Source organism: Okeania sp. SIO1H4 (assembly GCF_010672695.1).
Taxonomy (GTDB): domain Bacteria; phylum Cyanobacteriota; class Cyanobacteriia; order Cyanobacteriales; family Microcoleaceae; genus Okeania; species Okeania hirsuta.
This window is the reverse complement of the sequence record NZ_JAAHGB010000061.1, coordinates 22,392-39,742: the sequence shown is the minus strand read 5'-3', so window position 1 is coordinate 39,742 and position 17,351 is coordinate 22,392. Positions and strand designations below refer to the sequence as shown.

Annotated in this window: 15 protein-coding genes and 1 pseudogene; 8 read left to right on the top strand and 8 right to left on the bottom strand. The window is 35.5% G+C overall.

The annotated features are described in order from the left end of the window. Positions 1-628 precede the first annotated feature (628 nt). Positions 629-751, bottom strand: a complete 123-nt coding sequence (locus F6K06_RS26755) for a hypothetical protein (RefSeq protein ID WP_287308921.1) — start codon at positions 749-751, stop codon at positions 629-631. Positions 752-1,024: 273 nt separating this feature from the next. On the opposite strand from F6K06_RS26755, the gene proX reads away from it, so the two are divergent. Further along, a complete protein-coding gene (gene proX / locus F6K06_RS26750) occupies positions 1,025-3,013 on the top strand; it encodes a glycine betaine/L-proline ABC transporter substrate-binding protein ProX (RefSeq protein WP_205127337.1) in 1,989 nt (662 codons plus the stop codon). Between the two features lie 175 nt (positions 3,014-3,188). Here proX and F6K06_RS26745 read toward each other — a convergent pair. Continuing rightward, positions 3,189-3,354 (bottom strand): annotated as a pseudogene (locus F6K06_RS26745) (IS1 family transposase); the annotation flags it as partial. 192 nt (positions 3,355-3,546) lie between these two features. Then, positions 3,547-4,134 (bottom strand): phycobiliprotein lyase, encoded by a 588-nt coding sequence (locus F6K06_RS26740; RefSeq protein ID WP_124144600.1) that lies wholly within the window; start codon positions 4,132-4,134, stop codon positions 3,547-3,549. Between the two features lie 608 nt (positions 4,135-4,742). Here F6K06_RS26740 and F6K06_RS26735 point away from each other — a divergent pair. Continuing rightward, positions 4,743-5,579, top strand: a complete 837-nt coding sequence (locus F6K06_RS26735; RefSeq protein WP_124144601.1) for a pentapeptide repeat-containing protein — start codon at positions 4,743-4,745, stop codon at positions 5,577-5,579. A 519-nt stretch (positions 5,580-6,098) separates the two neighbouring features. Here the strand turns inward: F6K06_RS26735 and F6K06_RS26730 are convergent. Further along, positions 6,099-6,956 (bottom strand): HIT family protein, encoded by an 858-nt coding sequence (locus tag F6K06_RS26730; protein WP_124144602.1) that lies wholly within the window; start codon positions 6,954-6,956, stop codon positions 6,099-6,101. A 1,413-nt stretch (positions 6,957-8,369) separates the two neighbouring features. Here F6K06_RS26730 and F6K06_RS26725 point away from each other — a divergent pair. The 5 genes from F6K06_RS26725 to obgE all read left to right on the top strand — a co-directional run bounded on the left by F6K06_RS26725 (position 8,370) and on the right by obgE (position 12,528). Beyond that, positions 8,370-9,299, top strand: coding sequence for a bestrophin family protein (locus F6K06_RS26725; RefSeq protein WP_124144639.1), 930 nt, complete (start codon positions 8,370-8,372; stop codon positions 9,297-9,299). Positions 9,300-9,713: 414 nt separating this feature from the next. Then, positions 9,714-10,436: a Mo-dependent nitrogenase C-terminal domain-containing protein gene (locus F6K06_RS26720; protein WP_124144603.1), complete on the top strand. Its 723-nt coding sequence runs from the start codon at positions 9,714-9,716 to the stop codon at positions 10,434-10,436. A gap of 144 nt (positions 10,437-10,580) precedes the next feature. Next, entirely contained in the window at positions 10,581-10,814 is a 234-nt protein-coding gene (locus tag F6K06_RS26715; RefSeq protein ID WP_124154292.1) for a hypothetical protein, read from the top strand. Positions 10,815-11,017: 203 nt separating this feature from the next. Then, positions 11,018-11,230 (top strand): hypothetical protein, encoded by a 213-nt coding sequence (locus tag F6K06_RS26710; RefSeq protein ID WP_124144604.1) that lies wholly within the window; start codon positions 11,018-11,020, stop codon positions 11,228-11,230. A gap of 269 nt (positions 11,231-11,499) precedes the next feature. Then, a complete protein-coding gene (gene obgE, locus F6K06_RS26705) occupies positions 11,500-12,528 on the top strand; it encodes a GTPase ObgE (protein ID WP_287244078.1) in 1,029 nt (342 codons plus the stop codon). A gap of 1,004 nt (positions 12,529-13,532) precedes the next feature. On the opposite strand, the gene F6K06_RS26700 is transcribed toward obgE, so the two are convergent. Both F6K06_RS26700 and F6K06_RS26695 read right to left on the bottom strand, forming a co-directional pair. After that, on the bottom strand, positions 13,533-14,243 hold the full coding sequence (locus F6K06_RS26700; RefSeq protein ID WP_287244075.1) for a Tfp pilus assembly protein FimT/FimU: 711 nt from the start codon (positions 14,241-14,243) through the stop codon (positions 13,533-13,535). A 453-nt stretch (positions 14,244-14,696) separates the two neighbouring features. Next, positions 14,697-15,338, bottom strand: a complete 642-nt coding sequence (locus F6K06_RS26695; protein ID WP_287244072.1) for a type II secretion system protein — start codon at positions 15,336-15,338, stop codon at positions 14,697-14,699. On the opposite strand from F6K06_RS26695, the gene F6K06_RS26690 reads away from it, so the two are divergent. After that, entirely contained in the window at positions 15,326-15,496 is a 171-nt protein-coding gene (locus F6K06_RS26690) for a hypothetical protein (protein WP_287244068.1), read from the top strand. The two genes, F6K06_RS26695 and F6K06_RS26690, sit on opposite strands and share 13 nt — an antisense overlap. A gap of 19 nt (positions 15,497-15,515) precedes the next feature. On the opposite strand, the gene hpsC is transcribed toward F6K06_RS26690, so the two are convergent. Both hpsC and hpsB read right to left on the bottom strand, forming a co-directional pair. Beyond that, positions 15,516-16,412 (bottom strand): hormogonium polysaccharide secretion pseudopilin HpsC, encoded by an 897-nt coding sequence (gene hpsC, locus F6K06_RS26685; RefSeq protein WP_287244066.1) that lies wholly within the window; start codon positions 16,410-16,412, stop codon positions 15,516-15,518. A 48-nt stretch (positions 16,413-16,460) separates the two neighbouring features. After that, positions 16,461-17,168: a hormogonium polysaccharide secretion pseudopilin HpsB gene (gene hpsB / locus F6K06_RS26680; RefSeq protein WP_287244063.1), complete on the bottom strand. Its 708-nt coding sequence runs from the start codon at positions 17,166-17,168 to the stop codon at positions 16,461-16,463. Positions 17,169-17,351 lie beyond the last annotated feature (183 nt).

The window sequence follows — 17,351 nt, the reverse complement described above, 5'->3', positions numbered from 1 at the left end:
ACTATATATAGTAAAGAAAAACTATAACGTCTTAGATATGTAGTGTTGAGAACTGAAAAAACCATCTATATCTTAAAATCTCAAACAAATACCAAAACACCACCCAAAGTAAATCGAGAAATTAGGTAAAACCACTATATATAGTAAAGAAAAACTATAACGTCTTAGATATGTAGTGTTGAGAACTAAAAAAACATCTATTCTCAAACAAATACCAAAATATTACCCAAAGTAAATCGAGAAATTAGGTAAAACTACTATATATAGTAAAGAAAAACTATAACGTCTTAGATATGTAGTGTTGAGAACTGAAAAAACCATCTATATCTTAAAATCTCAAACAAATACCAAAACACCACCCAAAGTAAATCGAGAAATTAGGTAAAACCACTATATATAGTAAAGAAAAACTATAACGTCTTAGATATGTAGTGTTGAGAACTAAAAAAACATCTATTCTCAAACAAATACCAAAATATTACCCAAAGTAAATCGAGAAATTAGGTAAAACTACTATATATAGTAAAGAAAAACTATAACGTCTTAGATATGTAGCGTTAACAACTCAAAAAACCATCTGTTTTGAGCACTGATATCAAATCCGTTTAATTGGACATAAAAAAAATCTTCAATCGCCATAACTACGTTTATCTTTGTAATTCTTTCTCCTCCTGAGGAGGTCCGACTGACTCCTGAGGACTCCTAACTTAACCATTCTATGGCTGTTTAACCGGATTTGATATGATGCCAAAATACTATCCAAAATAAATTGAGAAATCAGGGAAAAACACTATATATAGTAAAGAAAAACTATAACGTCTTAGATATGTAGCGTTAACAACTCAAAAAACCATCTGTTTTGAGCACTGATGCCAAAATATTAATTTCGAGCCAGAGTAATATAAATATAAATTAAATAGCTTCCCAGAGACTATTTATCAAGCACTTTAGGAGGAAGATATCTGTAAGTCCCTGCTACCTAAAGATTTGAATAAAACCTAACACCAAAGGAGCCAATAATATAGTGTTCAAATTTTTTCCCATATCAAATTACTTTATAACTGCAACTCAAGGAGGATTAGACAAAATATTTAATCCTTTCCAGTTTTACACTTTACCCTTAGACGAATGGGTTAACACTGCTGTTAATTTTCTAGTTGATAACTTTCGTCCCCTATTTCAAGCTATCAGCTTACCCATAAAAAATACTCTGGAAATAATTAAATCTGGTTTTCTAGCTGTTCCCCCCTTGATTTTTCTCATAATTATTGTCCTGCTGGTCTGGCAATTAGCAGGAAGAAAAATAGCCATCTACAGCATCATCGCTCTTTGTATAATTGGTTTTTGTGGCGCTTGGGAAGCAGCAATGGTTTCCCTGGCCCTGGTTCTAACAGCCGTAATATTTTGTATGTTAGTAGGTATTCCTCTAGGTATTATTAGTGCCATTAGCGATCGCTTCAACAAAATATTACGTCCCTTTCTAGATGCTATGCAAACTCTTCCAAGTTTCGTCTACCTAGTACCTGTAGTAATGTTATTTGGAATTGGAGAAGTTTCGGGTATTATTGCCACATTTGTTTTTGCAGTCCCCCCTCTAATTCGTCTGACAAATCTGGGCATTAGGCAAGTATCTCCAGAAGCAGTAGAAGCAGCTTTGGCTTTTGGCTCAACTCCCCAACAAGTCTTATTAGAAGTACAAATTCCTTTGGCTTTGCCTACTATTTTGGCTGGTACAAATCAAGCGATTTTGTTGGCCTTATCAATGTCAGTTGTCACCTCAATGATTGGGGTAGAGGGATTAGGACAAATGGTATTACAAGGTCTGGGTCGTTTAAATGTCGGACTAGCTACTGTAGGTGGTTTGGGTATTGTTTTAATTGCGGTGATGCTCGACCGTATCACTCAATCTATTAGTCAGGGAAAAGTTAATTCTTGGCAAGAGCGAGGTTTAATTGGATGGTGGCGGTCTCGTGGCTTTTCCAAAAAAAAAGGCACAACTCTAGGGATAAGTATTTTGGTTGCTTTGCTGGTTGGTGTTACTAGCTGGCAATTAATGTCCCAAACTACTATCAACTCAAAAAATGAAGCATTACCAGGGAATGGAATAATTGTCCGGTCTACTTCTGGTCTGGAAACATCGGGTATATTTGTTACGGAGATTGTGAATATTGGGCTGGAGAAATTAGGCTATCAGGTGAAAGGAGCAAAACAATTGAATGTTCCGGCAATGCACATTGCTGTTAGTAATAATGATGTGGATTTTACTGGTGTTCATTGGCAAGTTGCCCAAAAAGAATTTTTTGACAAGAATGGTGGGGAAGATAAATTAGAAAGGATTGGAACGCTAATTTCTGATTGTCAAGCGGGGTATCAGATAGATAAACAGACTGCTGAGAAATATAATATTACTGATTTATCACAACTCAAAGATCCAAAAATTGCTAAACTTTTTGATTCAGATGGTGATGGTAAGGCAAATTTAATCGGTTGTACTGCTGGTTGGGTGTGTGAAAGAATAATAAATCATCATTTACAGGTTTATGGACTTGAGGATACTGTTGAGCAAATTGAAGGAGATTATTCTTCTTTGATGGTGGATACTTTGACTCGTTATCGGCAAGGTAAACCTATTCTTTATTTTACTTGGACTCCTCATTGGTTAGCTTCAATTTTAAAAGTTGAGGAGGATGTGGAATGGTTGGGCGTTCCTTTTACATCCTTATTAGAAACTCAGGGAAACTTCACCGCAGAAGATACTTCAGTAAATGGAAAAAATCTTGGTATTCCAGTCGATAAAGTTCGGATATTAGCAAATAAGAATTTTTTGCAGGATAATCCAGTTGCGAAAAGTTTATTTGAACAGATTGAAATTCCTCTAGAGGATGTTAATTTTCAACAGGAAAAAGTTAAAAATGGGGAGAATAAACCTGTAGATATTCGCCGTCACGCTGAAGAATGGGTTGCTAGTCATCAAGGGTTATTTGATAGTTGGTTAGAAGTAGCAAAAAGTTAGGTTTTTATCACTCAAAATAAATAAGATATTTGTCAATTATCAAGGGTTTTCATATTGCCTCTGTCATCAATAGTGCTTATTACTAAACTGGAATGTAAAATATGGCGTTGGTAAATGAAGGTATGATGAGGAAAGAATGCGATCGCTAAATAGTTAGAAGTTTTTGAGCTAATGGTACAGGAATAGTTAGACATTCATGTTTTAGCTCATTTGAATAACCTTTTTGTGTTTGATAACAGTCTAAAAACTGTCGAGAGACAATCAACACAGATGTAATTCTGTTTTCCTTTCTTAAATCCATTTTTGTTAACGTGAGTTGATTGGCATGACCGACATTGCATTAAAGTTCACCTATAAGGGCTTTTTGGAAATATCATACCCTAATTTACCAACGCCAAAATTTTTTCATCACTAATTATCCGGACATGATATAACTCGATATTAGACTTGTGGCTTGATATGGTAAAAAATTGCCAAAACTCTTGGTGTAGTTTGAGCGTTTTTTTCAATCTATTTAGCAACAAATCTATTGTTTAGGATGAGATTCTAGCAGAATTTTTTTGAATCATTTCTTCTAATTGTTTGCGAGTAATACAACGACGTTCGGAGCAATAGGCCATCAAATTAACACCATTCATCATTCGCACTGTACTAACTCTGACTCGAAAATCATCTGTCAGAAACCAACAACGTTCTTGTCCTTGGTTTCTTTCATATTCTGTGTCAATTGTCAAGACTCCATCCGTGGCAAAATGATATCTACCCACTACAGGAATACCTTCAACATAACCACGATTACGCAAAAATTTTCCAGTTAAGCCTGTTTGAGAATCAGGAATATCTACTAAAATAGCAGCATAATTGGGATTAGGTTCATCATCATCTAAATTATCTTGCCAGTTAAAACTTGCACCACCTGTTGCTAAAGCTGGATTTAAATTTTGTTGTTCACAAACTTCCAAAACTTTAGGGTCATCTTTTGTTAAAACTTTGACGATTAAATTAGATTTCCCTGACTCATCTTGAACAGAATCAAAATGATGAACAGTACGTTGAGAAAACCATATTCCCTCACTTTTGAGAAAAAAATCCATCATTGTCATTGGTGGTGTGAATTTCATTTTTTTTGTCTCTAAATTTTTGTTAACATCTAGTGGGACTTACACAAAATAGCAGCAGAATATAGGCTCAAATATAGACAGGTAGAGGTTTTTACGTCAAAAAGGTATAAATCCTTTATTACCAAGGGTTTTAGCCATTTTTAGGGCATTGACGTAATTCCCTTGTCTAGACTGACTTTCAAGCCGTTTTTCTGCCAAAAAATGTCTAAGTACCACTAGGATATTTTTAGTTAAGGAAAAATCAATAAAAATCTAATTGAGAGTCATAAAATTATAGGATAAATCAAATAGACATCTCCTCCAAAAGAGGGAGTAGGTCGTAGGGACGTTGCATGCAACTACAGATTAGAAAAAAATAATTGATAATTTCTGTGCAATAGTTGATTTTATTTTTTATGACCGGAGATTTCTAATATATACTTTAGACTTTTATAGATATAGCAATCACCGAATCGGATGTGATAATTTTATTGCTTCAGTGTTTCTCATTCCCAGCTCCGGTATTCCCTAAAAATCTACAATATCTCACAACTCAAATAAGATTGATATATCTAATTAATATATAATTAACTAAAATCTTTATACATAGCAAACTCTCCTCAAACAAAATGCAGTTTCAATCAGCTACAGAAATTATTCAATCTTATCAGCAAGACAAAAATCTTACAGGTAGTAATCTACAAGGTATAGATATTAGTCAAATTGAACTATATCAAGTCAATCTAAGTCAAAGCAATTTACAACAGGCCAATCTAAATAATACAATCCTCATTGGAGCTAACTTGAGTGAAGCAAACTTAAGTGGAGCAAATCTCAAAGGTGCTGATTTACGAGGAGCAAATCTTCAGGGAGCAAATTTGAGTGGAGCAGATTTAACTGATGCCTATCTCAATAGAGCTGAATTACAAAAGGCTAATTTGGCTAATGCTAATTTGGCAGGAGCTAAACTACAAGTAGCTTACTATAATAGTGAAACAATTTGGCCTGAAGGATTTGCTTATAAAAAATCAGGAGCAGTTGGACCAGGAGCTGATTTGAGTGGAGCTTTTTTAAATACAGCTTACCTCCGAGGAGCTGACCTTCAAGGGGCAAATCTGCGGGGTGCTTATCTGAGTGGTACTGATTTGACAGGCGCTAACTTGCAAGGTGCAGCTCTTAGTGGTTCTAATATGAAGGGAGTTTTTTTAGTAGGTGCTAATTTGCGTGATGCTCGACTCAATGGGGTAGAGTTAGAAGGAGCTGATTTACGAGCTGCTGATTTGACGGGGGCGAGTTTAGATAATATTCCTAGTATTGCTGGAGTTGATTTTACTTTGGTGCAGGGATTGAGTGACTCTAGTAGAGCTATGTTATTTGGATATTCTGGCAAAGATTTAGGAACCTGGAATTCTTTTACTCGTACTAATACTAAGAGTAGTTTGTTCTCTAATTTAACTGATGTTTAATTTATTCCAGAAAAGAGGGAACAGGGAACAGGGAACAGGGAATAGGGAGAAATAATTGATAATTTATGGATAATAATTGATTTTATTTTGAATTTTCACACCTATGTCTAATGGAAAAATTTCTACTGTTTAATTTATTCCAGAAAAGAGGGAACAGGGAACATGGAACAGGGAACAGGGAGAAATAATTGATAATTTATGGATAATAATTGATTTTATTTTGAATTTTCACACCTATGTCTAATGGAAAAATTTCTACTGTTTAATTTATTCCAGAAAAGAGGGAACAGGGAACAGGGAACAGGGAGAAATAATTGATAATTTATGGATAATAATTGATTTTATTTTGAATTTTCACACCTATGTCTAATGGAAAAATTTCTACTTTTATCGCAGTTGAAAGAAAGGTTAGAACATATCAAAAGCTTAAAACTTAGACAACGCAATATTTTCCTTCTCTCCTAGATAACTAAAGTCTTCTTCCTTCTCTCCTAGATAACTAAAGTCTTCTTCCTTTCTTTACTTCTTTGGCACAACAAATCTCATTCCTCCCTTAACTCTTGAAGTATCTTCCTGATACCGAGGGATAACATGAATATTTGTGTGCATCATTTTTTGTCCTCCGGCACGATTAACATTTATCCCTACATTAAACCCATCCGGATTATATTTTTCCTGTAAAATTTTCTGTACCTGATTTACCATTAACCAACAGTCTAATTGTTCTTCTACAGGTAACTCAAAATAATTTGCTAGATGACGCTTAGGTATAACTAAAGTATGCCCTTTTGTAACTGGATAGCCATCAAGTATTGCATAAGTTTTTGCTGACTCTGTAATTAACTGTAAATTTTTACGCGGGTTACAAAATAAGCAATTGTTTGTGTAATTTTTTTGCTGATTATAATGAATATATTCATAAATTTCACACAACTCATCTGTGTGGATAGATTTAAAAGGTAAATTAACTAAACACTGATAAGTTGGTTTTTTGTGTATATAATGCTCTCGAAAACCCTCACGCTTCAAACCTCTTCTAACAGAGTAATAAGCTTTACCTCCAGGTTTTAATAATTGTGAAACTTCCATCAAAACTTGAGTTTGTGCTTGGTCAAATAAAACATTTAATACATAAAAACAGAGAATAGTATCAAATTTTGTCTGGGGATATTGTGGAAAATAATAAGGGTCATAACCAGTGACTGGAAAGTTTTTTTGTTGTAGTAGTTTAACATCATTACCAAAACCACAGCCAAAGTCGAGAATTTTACCAACTAGCAGATTTTTATCTAGCAATAATTGAGCTGGAAATGAAATAAATTTACGCTCTTTAGCAGTAAGGTGGCTATATTGGTTTGATTGTTTATTGGTAAACAAGGATACTTTTGTGATGAAGTAATGCAGAATACAATAATTGTAATTGGTAATTGGTAATTGGTAATTGGTAATTGGGAAGGCGCTAAAACAACTTCGCTCTTTATTGAATGGCAGAGAATGTCAAACTTCTCAATAAAATCTGAGTACTGAATCCATATCACAACTGATTATTTAGAATCAATTGGCAATCCGGAATGATTTATGAGAATTTTATTACTTCGGTATTCCCTATTTCATCACAGGTCACAAGAGTGCCCTACCAGGTGCGTCTGTTGCACCCCACGGGGTCACACCACTATTCCTGAAAAGTCTAGAATATTTCACAATTAAAATAAGATTGCTATCGATTTTTGAGAATCATTAGATTGTCAAAAAAGGAATAGAAAATGGTGGATGGTTGAAAATAATTTTTGTGATTAAAAATGACAATAAATTTTGAGCAACTCATTGATAAATACTATATTTATAGCATGTTGATTTCATTCTAGATTTTGGCAATGAATTTATTGATTTTCAGACAGCGAAAGATAAATTTCCTCAAGCTTGGAATAACGTAGTTTCGTCAATACATAAAATCGCACAGTTTAGAATGAAACAGCTCAGTATTTATAGAGAATTTTAACAGTATATGGGTGATCGAATTATAGGTTTTTCATTAAACAACTTCATAAAGAATAAAAATTACATTTTACCGAATAATTAATGATTAATGATTAATCATTAAATAATTCTGGTTTAAATCCTCCCCTTTCAAAGGGAAAAAAAGCGGTCGATCTTCGTAGCTTCCCGAAGGGTGGGATGGCGATCTTCGGAGCGGGTCTGCACTCTTCGGGTCTCCTCGCCATATCCAATCGACCAAGAGAAGAAATAATATTTCCTTACATTCAATCAAGGACGGTTTTAACCAGAGGTAATTATCAATTATCAATTATCAATTAATGAACGCCTTGGTATTTACAAATTACTCAAAGCTTTATTTAGTCAGATTTTTCCCTAGTATACCTCATACCAATCCGATGGCTTTTCTAACCTAATCTTAGCCCATAGCAATATAAACAACATACGGCAATTGATGAATCAGTAAACAAACATAAAACAAAATATTCTTGCTTATACTTATCTATATAATTTGTTCAATTATTTGAATATAGCAGTCTACAGATAAATTAAACATAAGCATCTGCATAGAATTAGTTACCTACTCTAATTTTCTGTAAATTTTGTAGCAAAAAGGTTTGAATGACGGAAAATGTGCAATTAATTTTGTTTAATTCCTATTAAGAATTTTCCTCAACTAAAAAAATCCCAATCAATGAATAAGAATTAATAACTAATTTTAATACCAACTTATAATATATTTTTCCTATTTCCTATACCCTTTCAGCAATCACAATATATTTGAAGGTTAAGCCAATGGACGACCCCAGAAAAAGCTGGTTCCATATAATTTTTGACTTTAAAAGTTCAGTCATTCCCAATATTTGGCTCAGAGTATTGGTAATTATGATATTTGCCCTTTTAGTTACTATAGCTCATGGTAATAATTTGCCCATGAATCAGCCAATTTTAGGTAGTATTATTCCAGGAATAGTCCTTGGTTTATTGCTAGTTTTTAGAACTAATACTGCTTACGATCGCTATTGGGAAGGTCGGAAATTAATCGGACTTATTTCTAAAAATTGCTGCATTATGGCAAAAAATATCATAGTGTTTGTTCCTGATAATAACAGTGAAGATTACGCTCAAAAAATATCTTACATCAAACTATTAATTGCTCTTTTTATTGCGGTCAAACTTCAAGTCAGAAAGGAAAAAGTTAACGAAGAAATAAAAAAATATCTCTCTGAAGTTCAGTGTTTAGAATTGAATAGCAGTAATAATATGCCTCTACAAATTACTAAATGGTTAACAATATACTTTGATAGACTTGCAAAAAATAGTTCTATCAATGAATTGACTTTAATCAGTTGGAATCAAAAAATAGAAGAAATTTTTATCGCTTTTGGAGGTTGTCAAAGAATTGCTACAACACCTATTCCGAAAGCTTATTCTATTCATTTAAAGCATTTATTGCTCATCTATTGCTTTGCCATTCCTTTTCAATTTGTTGCAGAATTAAGTTGGTGGACTATTCCTATGTCAGGTATTATTAGTTTTGCTCTATTAGGAATAGAAGCCATTGGTCTAGAAATAGAAAATCCTTTCGGTTATGACAGTAACGATCTTCCTATAGATAATATAGGCAAGAAAATGACAGAGGATATTTTAGAACTAATCAACTCTGGTTCTTTTAATAATTCTGAATTATGGGAAGGTTGGGTAAGTTTGCAAGAAATAAGTTAGATGATTTGTTTGTAGAGAACAAGCAAGAAGAATTAATTTTTCTTTTTGGGTAATATAGCAATCCTAAATAGGTTGCGGGTAATCAAAAAGTGAATAAAAAAACTGAAACTCTTACCTGTTCCCTTTTCCCAGTTAAGTGTTCCCTAAAAAGCAGTAAGATTTTTGACACGAATAAAATAGGATTGCTATAGCTAAAGATCGTAATCATTATTTTTCATAAAGTGATGTAGCAATCACTACTAAAATCATAATAAATAAAGTTTAAATAAATCAGAAACTTTAGGATTTTAGGCTGGAGATAGTGAGATAAAATATTAAGTAATAGCTCCCATACCAACTTAATTTGTAATTGGTTTTAGGAGTTAGTCAAAAAACTGTATTTGTTGTAGTTATATATTAATCAGAGGTTAAGCCATGACTAGCATCGTCAAATCTCCCCTAAACAAAGAACAAACTACAACCTGGTTAAGAGGACTAATGACCGTTGCTTATGCTGATGGGGAATTAGATGTGACAGAGAAAGATTTATTTGACCACTTTAGTCACGAAGAGTTTGCTTCTAAAATTGAAATCTCAGAATTACAACCCATTAATCCAGATGATTTAGCTAGGGTACTGGGAGAAAATCCTACCATAGCAGAAAATTTTATGAGAACTGCGGTAATGGTAGCCTTGGCAGATGGAATTTATTCTATTACTGAGGATGACATACTTCATAGATACTGTAACGCTTTAGGACTAAAGGTTAAAGCTTTAGATGCCCTGAGAAAAAATCTGGAAAAAGCCAAGGAACAAGCAACAGAAGATGATTTAGACAGTTGGATTGAAGAAACAGAACATACTGGCACTTTCATTATTCCCCACGACACCGAACATTATCAAACTGTACTCGCTCCGATCAAAGACTGGTTGGATGGATGGGATATCCATGACCCAAAAGTGGCTCACATGGTATGTAAAATGATTCCCCCTCAATGTCCTTTTGAGCGAGATATTGTGATTTTTGGTAAGAAAGTAGCCCACATTCCAGCTATGTGTAAACTTAATCCACTTTACGACCAGTTGGTTGGTATGCGTTTTCGTGCTTTATCTTATTTGGCAGATGAATGTCAGGAGGATGTGTCTAAGTATTGTTGATGAACTGACAAGAAACTTTCTTCCTCTCTTCCTTCTTTTTTCCTATTTCCTACTGACTCCTGAATTCTGACTTCTAGCAAAAAACTGAATCGCCGACAAAGATACGGTCAGGGGTTCTATAGATATATCGAAGCGATCGCTCAGGTGACAAATCACCTCACCCAAATCTCATTGTGTGAAGCTCTAGAAAAAAATGGTGGAATGTGGTGTTGCATCTCCAAAAAAATTGGGATAAGATGTAATCATTGGGGGTTGCTCGCCCTTATTCATGATTTTTTATTCAACAAAAAATCAGCATTACCTCTCAATGATTATATATATGAAGCGATCGCTCAACTGACAAATCAGATCACTCAAATCTCATTGTGTGAAGCTTAAAAAAACGATGGAATTGAGTCTTGTATCGCAATTTTTTTTGAGATACAATATAAGCATTGGGAGTTGCTCGCCCCTATACATGACTTTTTATTCAACAAAAAAAACAGCATTTGGGATAAATGATAAATAGAGATATAGGAGCGATCACTCAACTGACAAATCACCCCACTCAAATCTCATTGTGTGAAGCTTAAAAAAAATAGATGGAATTGAGTCTTGCATCTCCAAAAAAATTGCGATACAATATAAGCATTGGGGGTTTTTCGCCTCTAAGCATGACTTTTTATTCAACACGAAAACAGCAGGATATAGATATACAGAAGCGATCGCTCAACAGAGAAATCTCCCAGATGTCATTGTATGAAGCTCAAAAAAAACTGGGAGGATATTGTATTGCAACTCCCCAAAAATTCTGATAAGATGTAATCATTGGGAGTCGTTCGTCCCTACGCATGACTTTTTATTCAACTAAAAATCAGCAGGATGAATCTATAGATATATAAATATACAGAAGCGATCGCTCAACTGACAAATCACCTCACTCAAATCTCATTGTGTGAGGCTCAAAAAAACTGGGAGGATATTGTGTTGCAACTCCCCAAAAATTCTGATAAGATGTAATCATTGTGAGTCGTTCGCCCCTCTGCATGACTTTTTATTCAACTAAACAGCATTTCCGATAAATATGCAATTTATTGACCAAGCAGAAATTCAAGTAGAAGCTGGTAAAGGTGGTGACGGTATGGTTGCCTTTCGGCGAGAAAAATATGTGCCTGCCGGAGGCCCATCTGGTGGAAATGGTGGCCGTGGTGGCTCCGTGATTTTAGTGGCGGTTGAAAATCTTCAAACTTTGCTCGATTTTAGATTTCAACGTATTTTTAAAGCAGAAAATGGTAAGCGTGGCGGTCCAAAAAATATGACTGGTGCTTCAGGGAGCGATCGCTTAATTGAAGTGCCTCCTGGTACAATGGTTTATGATGCGGAAACAGAGGAATTGTTGGGAGATTTAATTACACCAGGACAAAGTTTTTGTGTTGCTAAAGGTGGTAAAGGTGGGTTAGGAAATAAACATTTTCTCAGTAATAGTAACCGCGCTCCTGAATATGCTTTGCCTGGGTTGGAGGGTGAAACTCGAATGTTAAGATTGGAGTTAAAACTGTTAGCTGAAGTGGGAATTATTGGGTTACCAAATGCAGGAAAATCTACTTTAATTGCTGCTCTTTCTGCTGCTCGTCCGAAAATTGCTGATTATCCCTTTACGACTTTAGTTCCAAATTTAGGAGTTGTTAGAAAACCGACGGGAGATGGTACTGTTTTTGCTGATATTCCAGGATTAATAGAAGGTGCTTCTGCTGGTTTGGGTTTGGGGCATGAATTTTTAAGGCATATTGAACGAACTAAATTATTGTTGCATTTGGTCGATATTACAGATATTAATCCGGTGGATAATTTTGAGACTATTCAAAATGAGTTAAAGGTTTATGGGCGAAATTTGGAAGATAAAAATCAAATTTTAGCTTTGAATAAGGTTGATGCTGTAGATTTAGAAAGTGCAGAAATTCAAGAGTTGGTTAGTAATTTTAGAGAGATTAATAGGGGAAAAGTTTTCCTGATTTCTGCTGTTGCAGGTATTGGTTTGAAAGAGTTGATGGAAGAAGTTTGGCAGGTTTTGGAATTGGAGGAAAATGTTATATCATGTCCGGTTAAACAGTGATAAATAAATAACTACGGAGGAGTCAGGAGACAGGAGACAGGAGACAGGAGGAAAGAGGGAAGAAAGAAGAAAAACTGGAGTTGAAGGAGAAAGTTTTTTTATAACTAATTATCCGGACATAATATTATTCAATAATTAATAATTAACAATGAATAATTAATAATTACCCCTAATGAAAATAGATGTAGGTTGGGTTGAACAACAGTGTTAGCGGAGCTTCCCGGAGGGAAACCCAACATTAATTAGGGTTTGCGCTCAAAAGTATTTTAGTAGGGGTAGGAGACAGGAGACAACCCACCCCTCGCCCCTCCCCCTCCCAGGAGAGGAGAAATGGATCGGGAGCGAGGAAGTAGGAGCGGGCGTTTTGTAAGAATGATTTTTCTGCCCAACTATGCGCCTAAAATACGCTCCTTTTTGAGCGTTTTAGACTGAAACAGGCGCACTTTTTTTGTTCCCAAAAAGGCTAAAGTCTTTATATGTCAATGCTTTTATATTTAATCAGCAGAGCAATAATTATCATTTTCTTTGTGGGTTTAATACCCCACCGTCAACGGGGGTGTTCACGCATTACTTGGGGGAGCGAATCCCCATGTAATTTTCCTCCTGTCTCCTGTCTCCTGTCTCCTGTCTCCTTCTTCAAGGCATTGCATAATTGCGGGATGATTTTGTCAGAGAGCAGAAATCATAATCCCTGTGTCCCCATGTCTCCGTGTCCCTGTGTCGGCCTCAATTATCCCAGTATTCAGCAACGCCTTAATTATGGTGTTGGGTTTCGTTTCTCTCAACCCAACCTACAAATTCTACTTCACCATTACCATGCAGGACTACCTAATTTTTTTCTTTTTTCCCTTCAAAGAAAAGGCTTTATACGTTAATCTTTTGATAATGTAGGTTGGGTAGAACGGTAGTATTAGCGGAGCTTGTCCGTTAGGATAAACCTAACACAATAATGGAGGGAAATTAGATAATGTTGGGTTTCGTTTCTCTCAACCCAACCTACCATTTTAATAGCAATATTTTCCGTCTAAAGCTTTGGCATGGTCTTTTCCAGTTCGGACTACCCCTAATAGGGTGGAAATAATCACGCACCTTTTTGGTTTGTCTTGGTTCTGGTGTTTTATGCCAATACGCCCTTTTGCTTGGATGCTAGTTTGTGTACATTGGTCAGTAGGTTTGTAAACTGGGCTACCTTTGTAATTAAAAAGGGCACGGTAAATGGGGTCTGTTTTGTTGGTAGTAACTGTATTGGTATCGGGTTTAACTATCCGGAGGGTAGTTTCATACTTGCCTTTGTCATTTGTCTGATTGTCGTCTATCTCAATACCAGGTTCTAGATATTTCCAACTTGAGGTTGGTAGGTCATTGGGAGCGATCGCTGGTTTATGTAGCGCATACCTAATTACGGGTTGCCCAATAATATTGGTGGTTTCTTGGAAACTTGCCTGCCAAGCAGTTTTATCTCGTATGGCATTACGACGAGCTGCAAACATGGCCTGATATATTCTGTCAGTTGAGGTGCGGAGACGGTAGTTATTGATGAATGCTAGCCATCCAGGAGTGGCGATCGCTGCCAGAATACCAATAATTAGCAAGACTAATGTTAATTCTGTGAGGGTATATCCTGCTTCTTTTTGCTTAACTGATTTTTCTGATAGATTTTTTGCAGTAATTTTAATAATAGTTGATATTACGGAGTTTAATATTTTTACGTTCATTTCAACCCTGATTTACTGTTTTTAAATAGTTGTATCTCTCTTTACTATTTTAATACCAATTTCATAAAATATTGCAAAGTGTGAGGGAACAGGGAACAGGGAACAGAGAAAGAAAAACATATTAAGATGTAACTGCCTTTGCGTGAATAGGGAACAGGGAACAGGGAACAGGGAACAGGGAACAGGGAACAGGGAACAGGGAACAGAGAAAGAAAAATATAAATATTAAAGAGGAAAAAAGGTGGAAATTTTAGAATTTATGGAATTTATAATTTTTTCTTTTAAGAAGAAATCACAAATTAAGATGTAACTGCCTTTGCGTGAATTTGGTATAACAATTCATAATTGAACGTCAAACATGATGCTCTTTTTTTGCATAAAAAATTTGCCCTGTCGTTTACCTGAATATTTGACAGGGCAGCTATTTTGTGGTAAGCATCGGCTTAAATTAGATTATGGGCAATCATCTCCTTCTGCTGTTCTCATTCCACCTAAGAGGGTTTGTACAATTACGCATCGTTTGAGTCCATCATCTGGTGTGGAAACTTTGACAATGAAAGGCACATTATCTTGGCTCACTGTACCTAAATAGTCAAATGTAACGTTTGGGGTGGCATTAAACGCAGTACAATTTTCATCTGTACATACACCAGAAACTAATGTGACCATTCCTGATTTAATTTCCCCATTTGCTCCTAAAGATTGCCAGAATGAGTCACTATTTGGTATTGGAGTTGTTTTAGAGGTAGAGTAAATCTGGAATCTTGCTGGATCATTATAAGGTTTACCTGTGCTAGGATTTGTTTCAGCATCAATGCTAACATCCCGGAATTGAACTATTCGTTCTACCTTTTTTGACTTAGCTTCACTTTGTGCTTTCTGTAAAGCTTGTAATACTAAACTATTTACTGTACGAGTACGCTGTCTTGTAATAAAAGCATCCCACGAAGGAGCAGCGATCGCGCTCAGTATTCCTATTATTAAGACTACTATCAATAATTCTATTATGGTAAAACCTTTATCCAGTTGATTTTTTTTACCAGGAATTTTGACTAAATAATTCTGTAAAATTTGCAATAGTATTGTTTTTTTCATGTCAGTTTCCTAATAGAATCTTTTATCGTATTGAAGAAGGAGACAGGAGACAGGAGACAGGAGACAGGAGACAGGAGGAAAATTACATGGGGATTCTCACCCCAAGTAATTTTGAACACCGTGTAGACGGTGGGGTATTAAACCCACAAAGAAAATGATAATTTGAACAATCTCACTCTACTCTAATGGTTTACGACTTCTTCCTCCTACTTGAGCTGTTACTTTCGGGCAATATGATGGTGATTGAGCACAATTAACTGCTTCTCCAATACGACGTTGAGAGTCTCCTGCTATTGTTATTTCTGCTAATTTATTACCGGTATTTTCATGGATGGTAACTTCATTGAGAGTGAAGCTTTCAACATAATTAACTAATACTTCCAAGTTATTTTCGTAAGTTTCATCTTCTTTCGTCCATCCCTCATAACCTTCATCACTTGTAGGAATTTTAAAACCTCTGTCTCTCTGTAATTTTTTATCCGTATCACCGTTTTCATCAATATATGTTCCTGTAAAATCTGTTACACCATCTTGAATTTGAAATCGGGCAATACGCTTTGGACAAGTTTCACCATTAGGTTGACACCAAATAGAGGTATCATCATCTTCTGTAATCTCATAATAAGCAACTAACGATAATACATAAGCATCGTCATCTTTACATGGAGGTTCTGCGCAAGCTGAAACAGGTATAGCTTCTTCTACTAACTGCCGTTTCCAAAATACCAGAATGGGTTTTCTATTTTCATCGTCATTCTCTGGAAGTTGACCTTCAATTGCGTCAACAACACCCCCTGCTCCATCATGATCGTATACATAGAGCGCTTGACTCATATCTTGAGCTATATAGTCAACTGCTGCTTGAATATCCTGTTCGCTGTTTGCCTTTGCTTGCTCTCTTACATCTGTGTTGAGCATATCAACTACAAAACTTAACAGTGGCACAGTTATTAAAAAAGCAATGATTGTTCCTACCAACAATTCAATCATTGTAAAGCCACTGGTAGGTTTAATTATGGAAGATCGCCTTTGTTGGTATTGTATTTTTAGGAGTGATTTGAGTAAAGTTTTCATCTTTATCCTCTTTCTGCGTTTACTTTTTATTTGATTATTCTTCAGACTTTAATTTGTCGGAGACTTTAGGCGATCTTGATAATTTTGAAATGAATTTTCTGTTGGTGCTATCTCTGTGATTATTTCTACCATTGGCAATCTACGATTACCGATAGCATTTGTAACTACTGATTGCTGTGTTCCTGGGTCAGGGCAACCTGCTCCAGAAGGACAAAGAGAATTTTCTTGAAAAGCATCTGCTCTATAAACTCTCACACCTAAAGCATAACCTCGACGTTTATTTTCTTCTGGCGATAGTGATGCATTGTACGTAATTCCTTGATTGCGAGACCCTTGGACTAACATATCTGAAAGGCTATCTTTTTTACACTCTTGATCTCCATCTCCATCTACACAGAAAAGGTAGTTAGATTGATTAGATTGAGCAGGGTTTGGAGTTGGTGTAGTGCAATATGCTCCATCTTGACATACCAAATCACCTAATTGAGGAGGGTTAACATCTTTAAAATCTAACCCTATTTGATTTGGACCTCTATCGACTGGATCATACCTCACCCAATCTATATAACTCCTCGCCGCTTGTGCTGCCAACTCCAACCTTCGTGCTTGAACGCGGGTTCCTACAGATAGGGCAATAACAGGTGCCACTGCACTCATCAAGAAAGACACCATAATTATTGCCACTAAACCTTCCATAATGGTGTAACCTGCTTCGGGCGATCGAGGTAAACTTTGCATTTTTTTCAGTTTCATCATTTTTATCCTCCTTTTTATTTAATTATCGGCGTTGCTGACTGGTGGGTATGATTTGATAATTTTGTATTTGGGATTTTTGATTTTGGATGGTTTGAACTGCTTGTTAATATTAACTTTTCCCAGCTCCGGTGTTCCCAGATCCCTGCATTTTTTTCAGTTTCATCATTTTTATCCTCCTTTTTA

What these genes read in the sequence shown, in the direction of transcription:
- F6K06_RS26740 (WP_124144600.1), bottom strand. Translation starts at nt 4,134, where the DNA reads ATGAAATTCACACCACCAATGACAATGATGGATTTTTTTCTCAAAAGT.
- F6K06_RS26735 (WP_124144601.1), top strand. Translation starts at nt 4,743, where the DNA reads ATGCAGTTTCAATCAGCTACAGAAATTATTCAATCTTATCAGCAAGAC.
- F6K06_RS26725 (WP_124144639.1), top strand. Translation starts at nt 8,370, where the DNA reads ATGGACGACCCCAGAAAAAGCTGGTTCCATATAATTTTTGACTTTAAA.
- F6K06_RS26720 (WP_124144603.1), top strand. Translation starts at nt 9,714, where the DNA reads ATGACTAGCATCGTCAAATCTCCCCTAAACAAAGAACAAACTACAACC.
- F6K06_RS26710 (WP_124144604.1), top strand. Translation starts at nt 11,018, where the DNA reads ATGGAATTGAGTCTTGCATCTCCAAAAAAATTGCGATACAATATAAGC.
- obgE (WP_287244078.1), top strand. Translation starts at nt 11,500, where the DNA reads ATGCAATTTATTGACCAAGCAGAAATTCAAGTAGAAGCTGGTAAAGGT.
- F6K06_RS26700 (WP_287244075.1), bottom strand. Translation starts at nt 14,243, where the DNA reads ATGAACGTAAAAATATTAAACTCCGTAATATCAACTATTATTAAAATT.
- F6K06_RS26695 (WP_287244072.1), bottom strand. Translation starts at nt 15,338, where the DNA reads ATGAAAAAAACAATACTATTGCAAATTTTACAGAATTATTTAGTCAAA.
- hpsC (WP_287244066.1), bottom strand. Translation starts at nt 16,412, where the DNA reads ATGAAAACTTTACTCAAATCACTCCTAAAAATACAATACCAACAAAGG.
- hpsB (WP_287244063.1), bottom strand. Translation starts at nt 17,168, where the DNA reads ATGATGAAACTGAAAAAAATGCAAAGTTTACCTCGATCGCCCGAAGCA.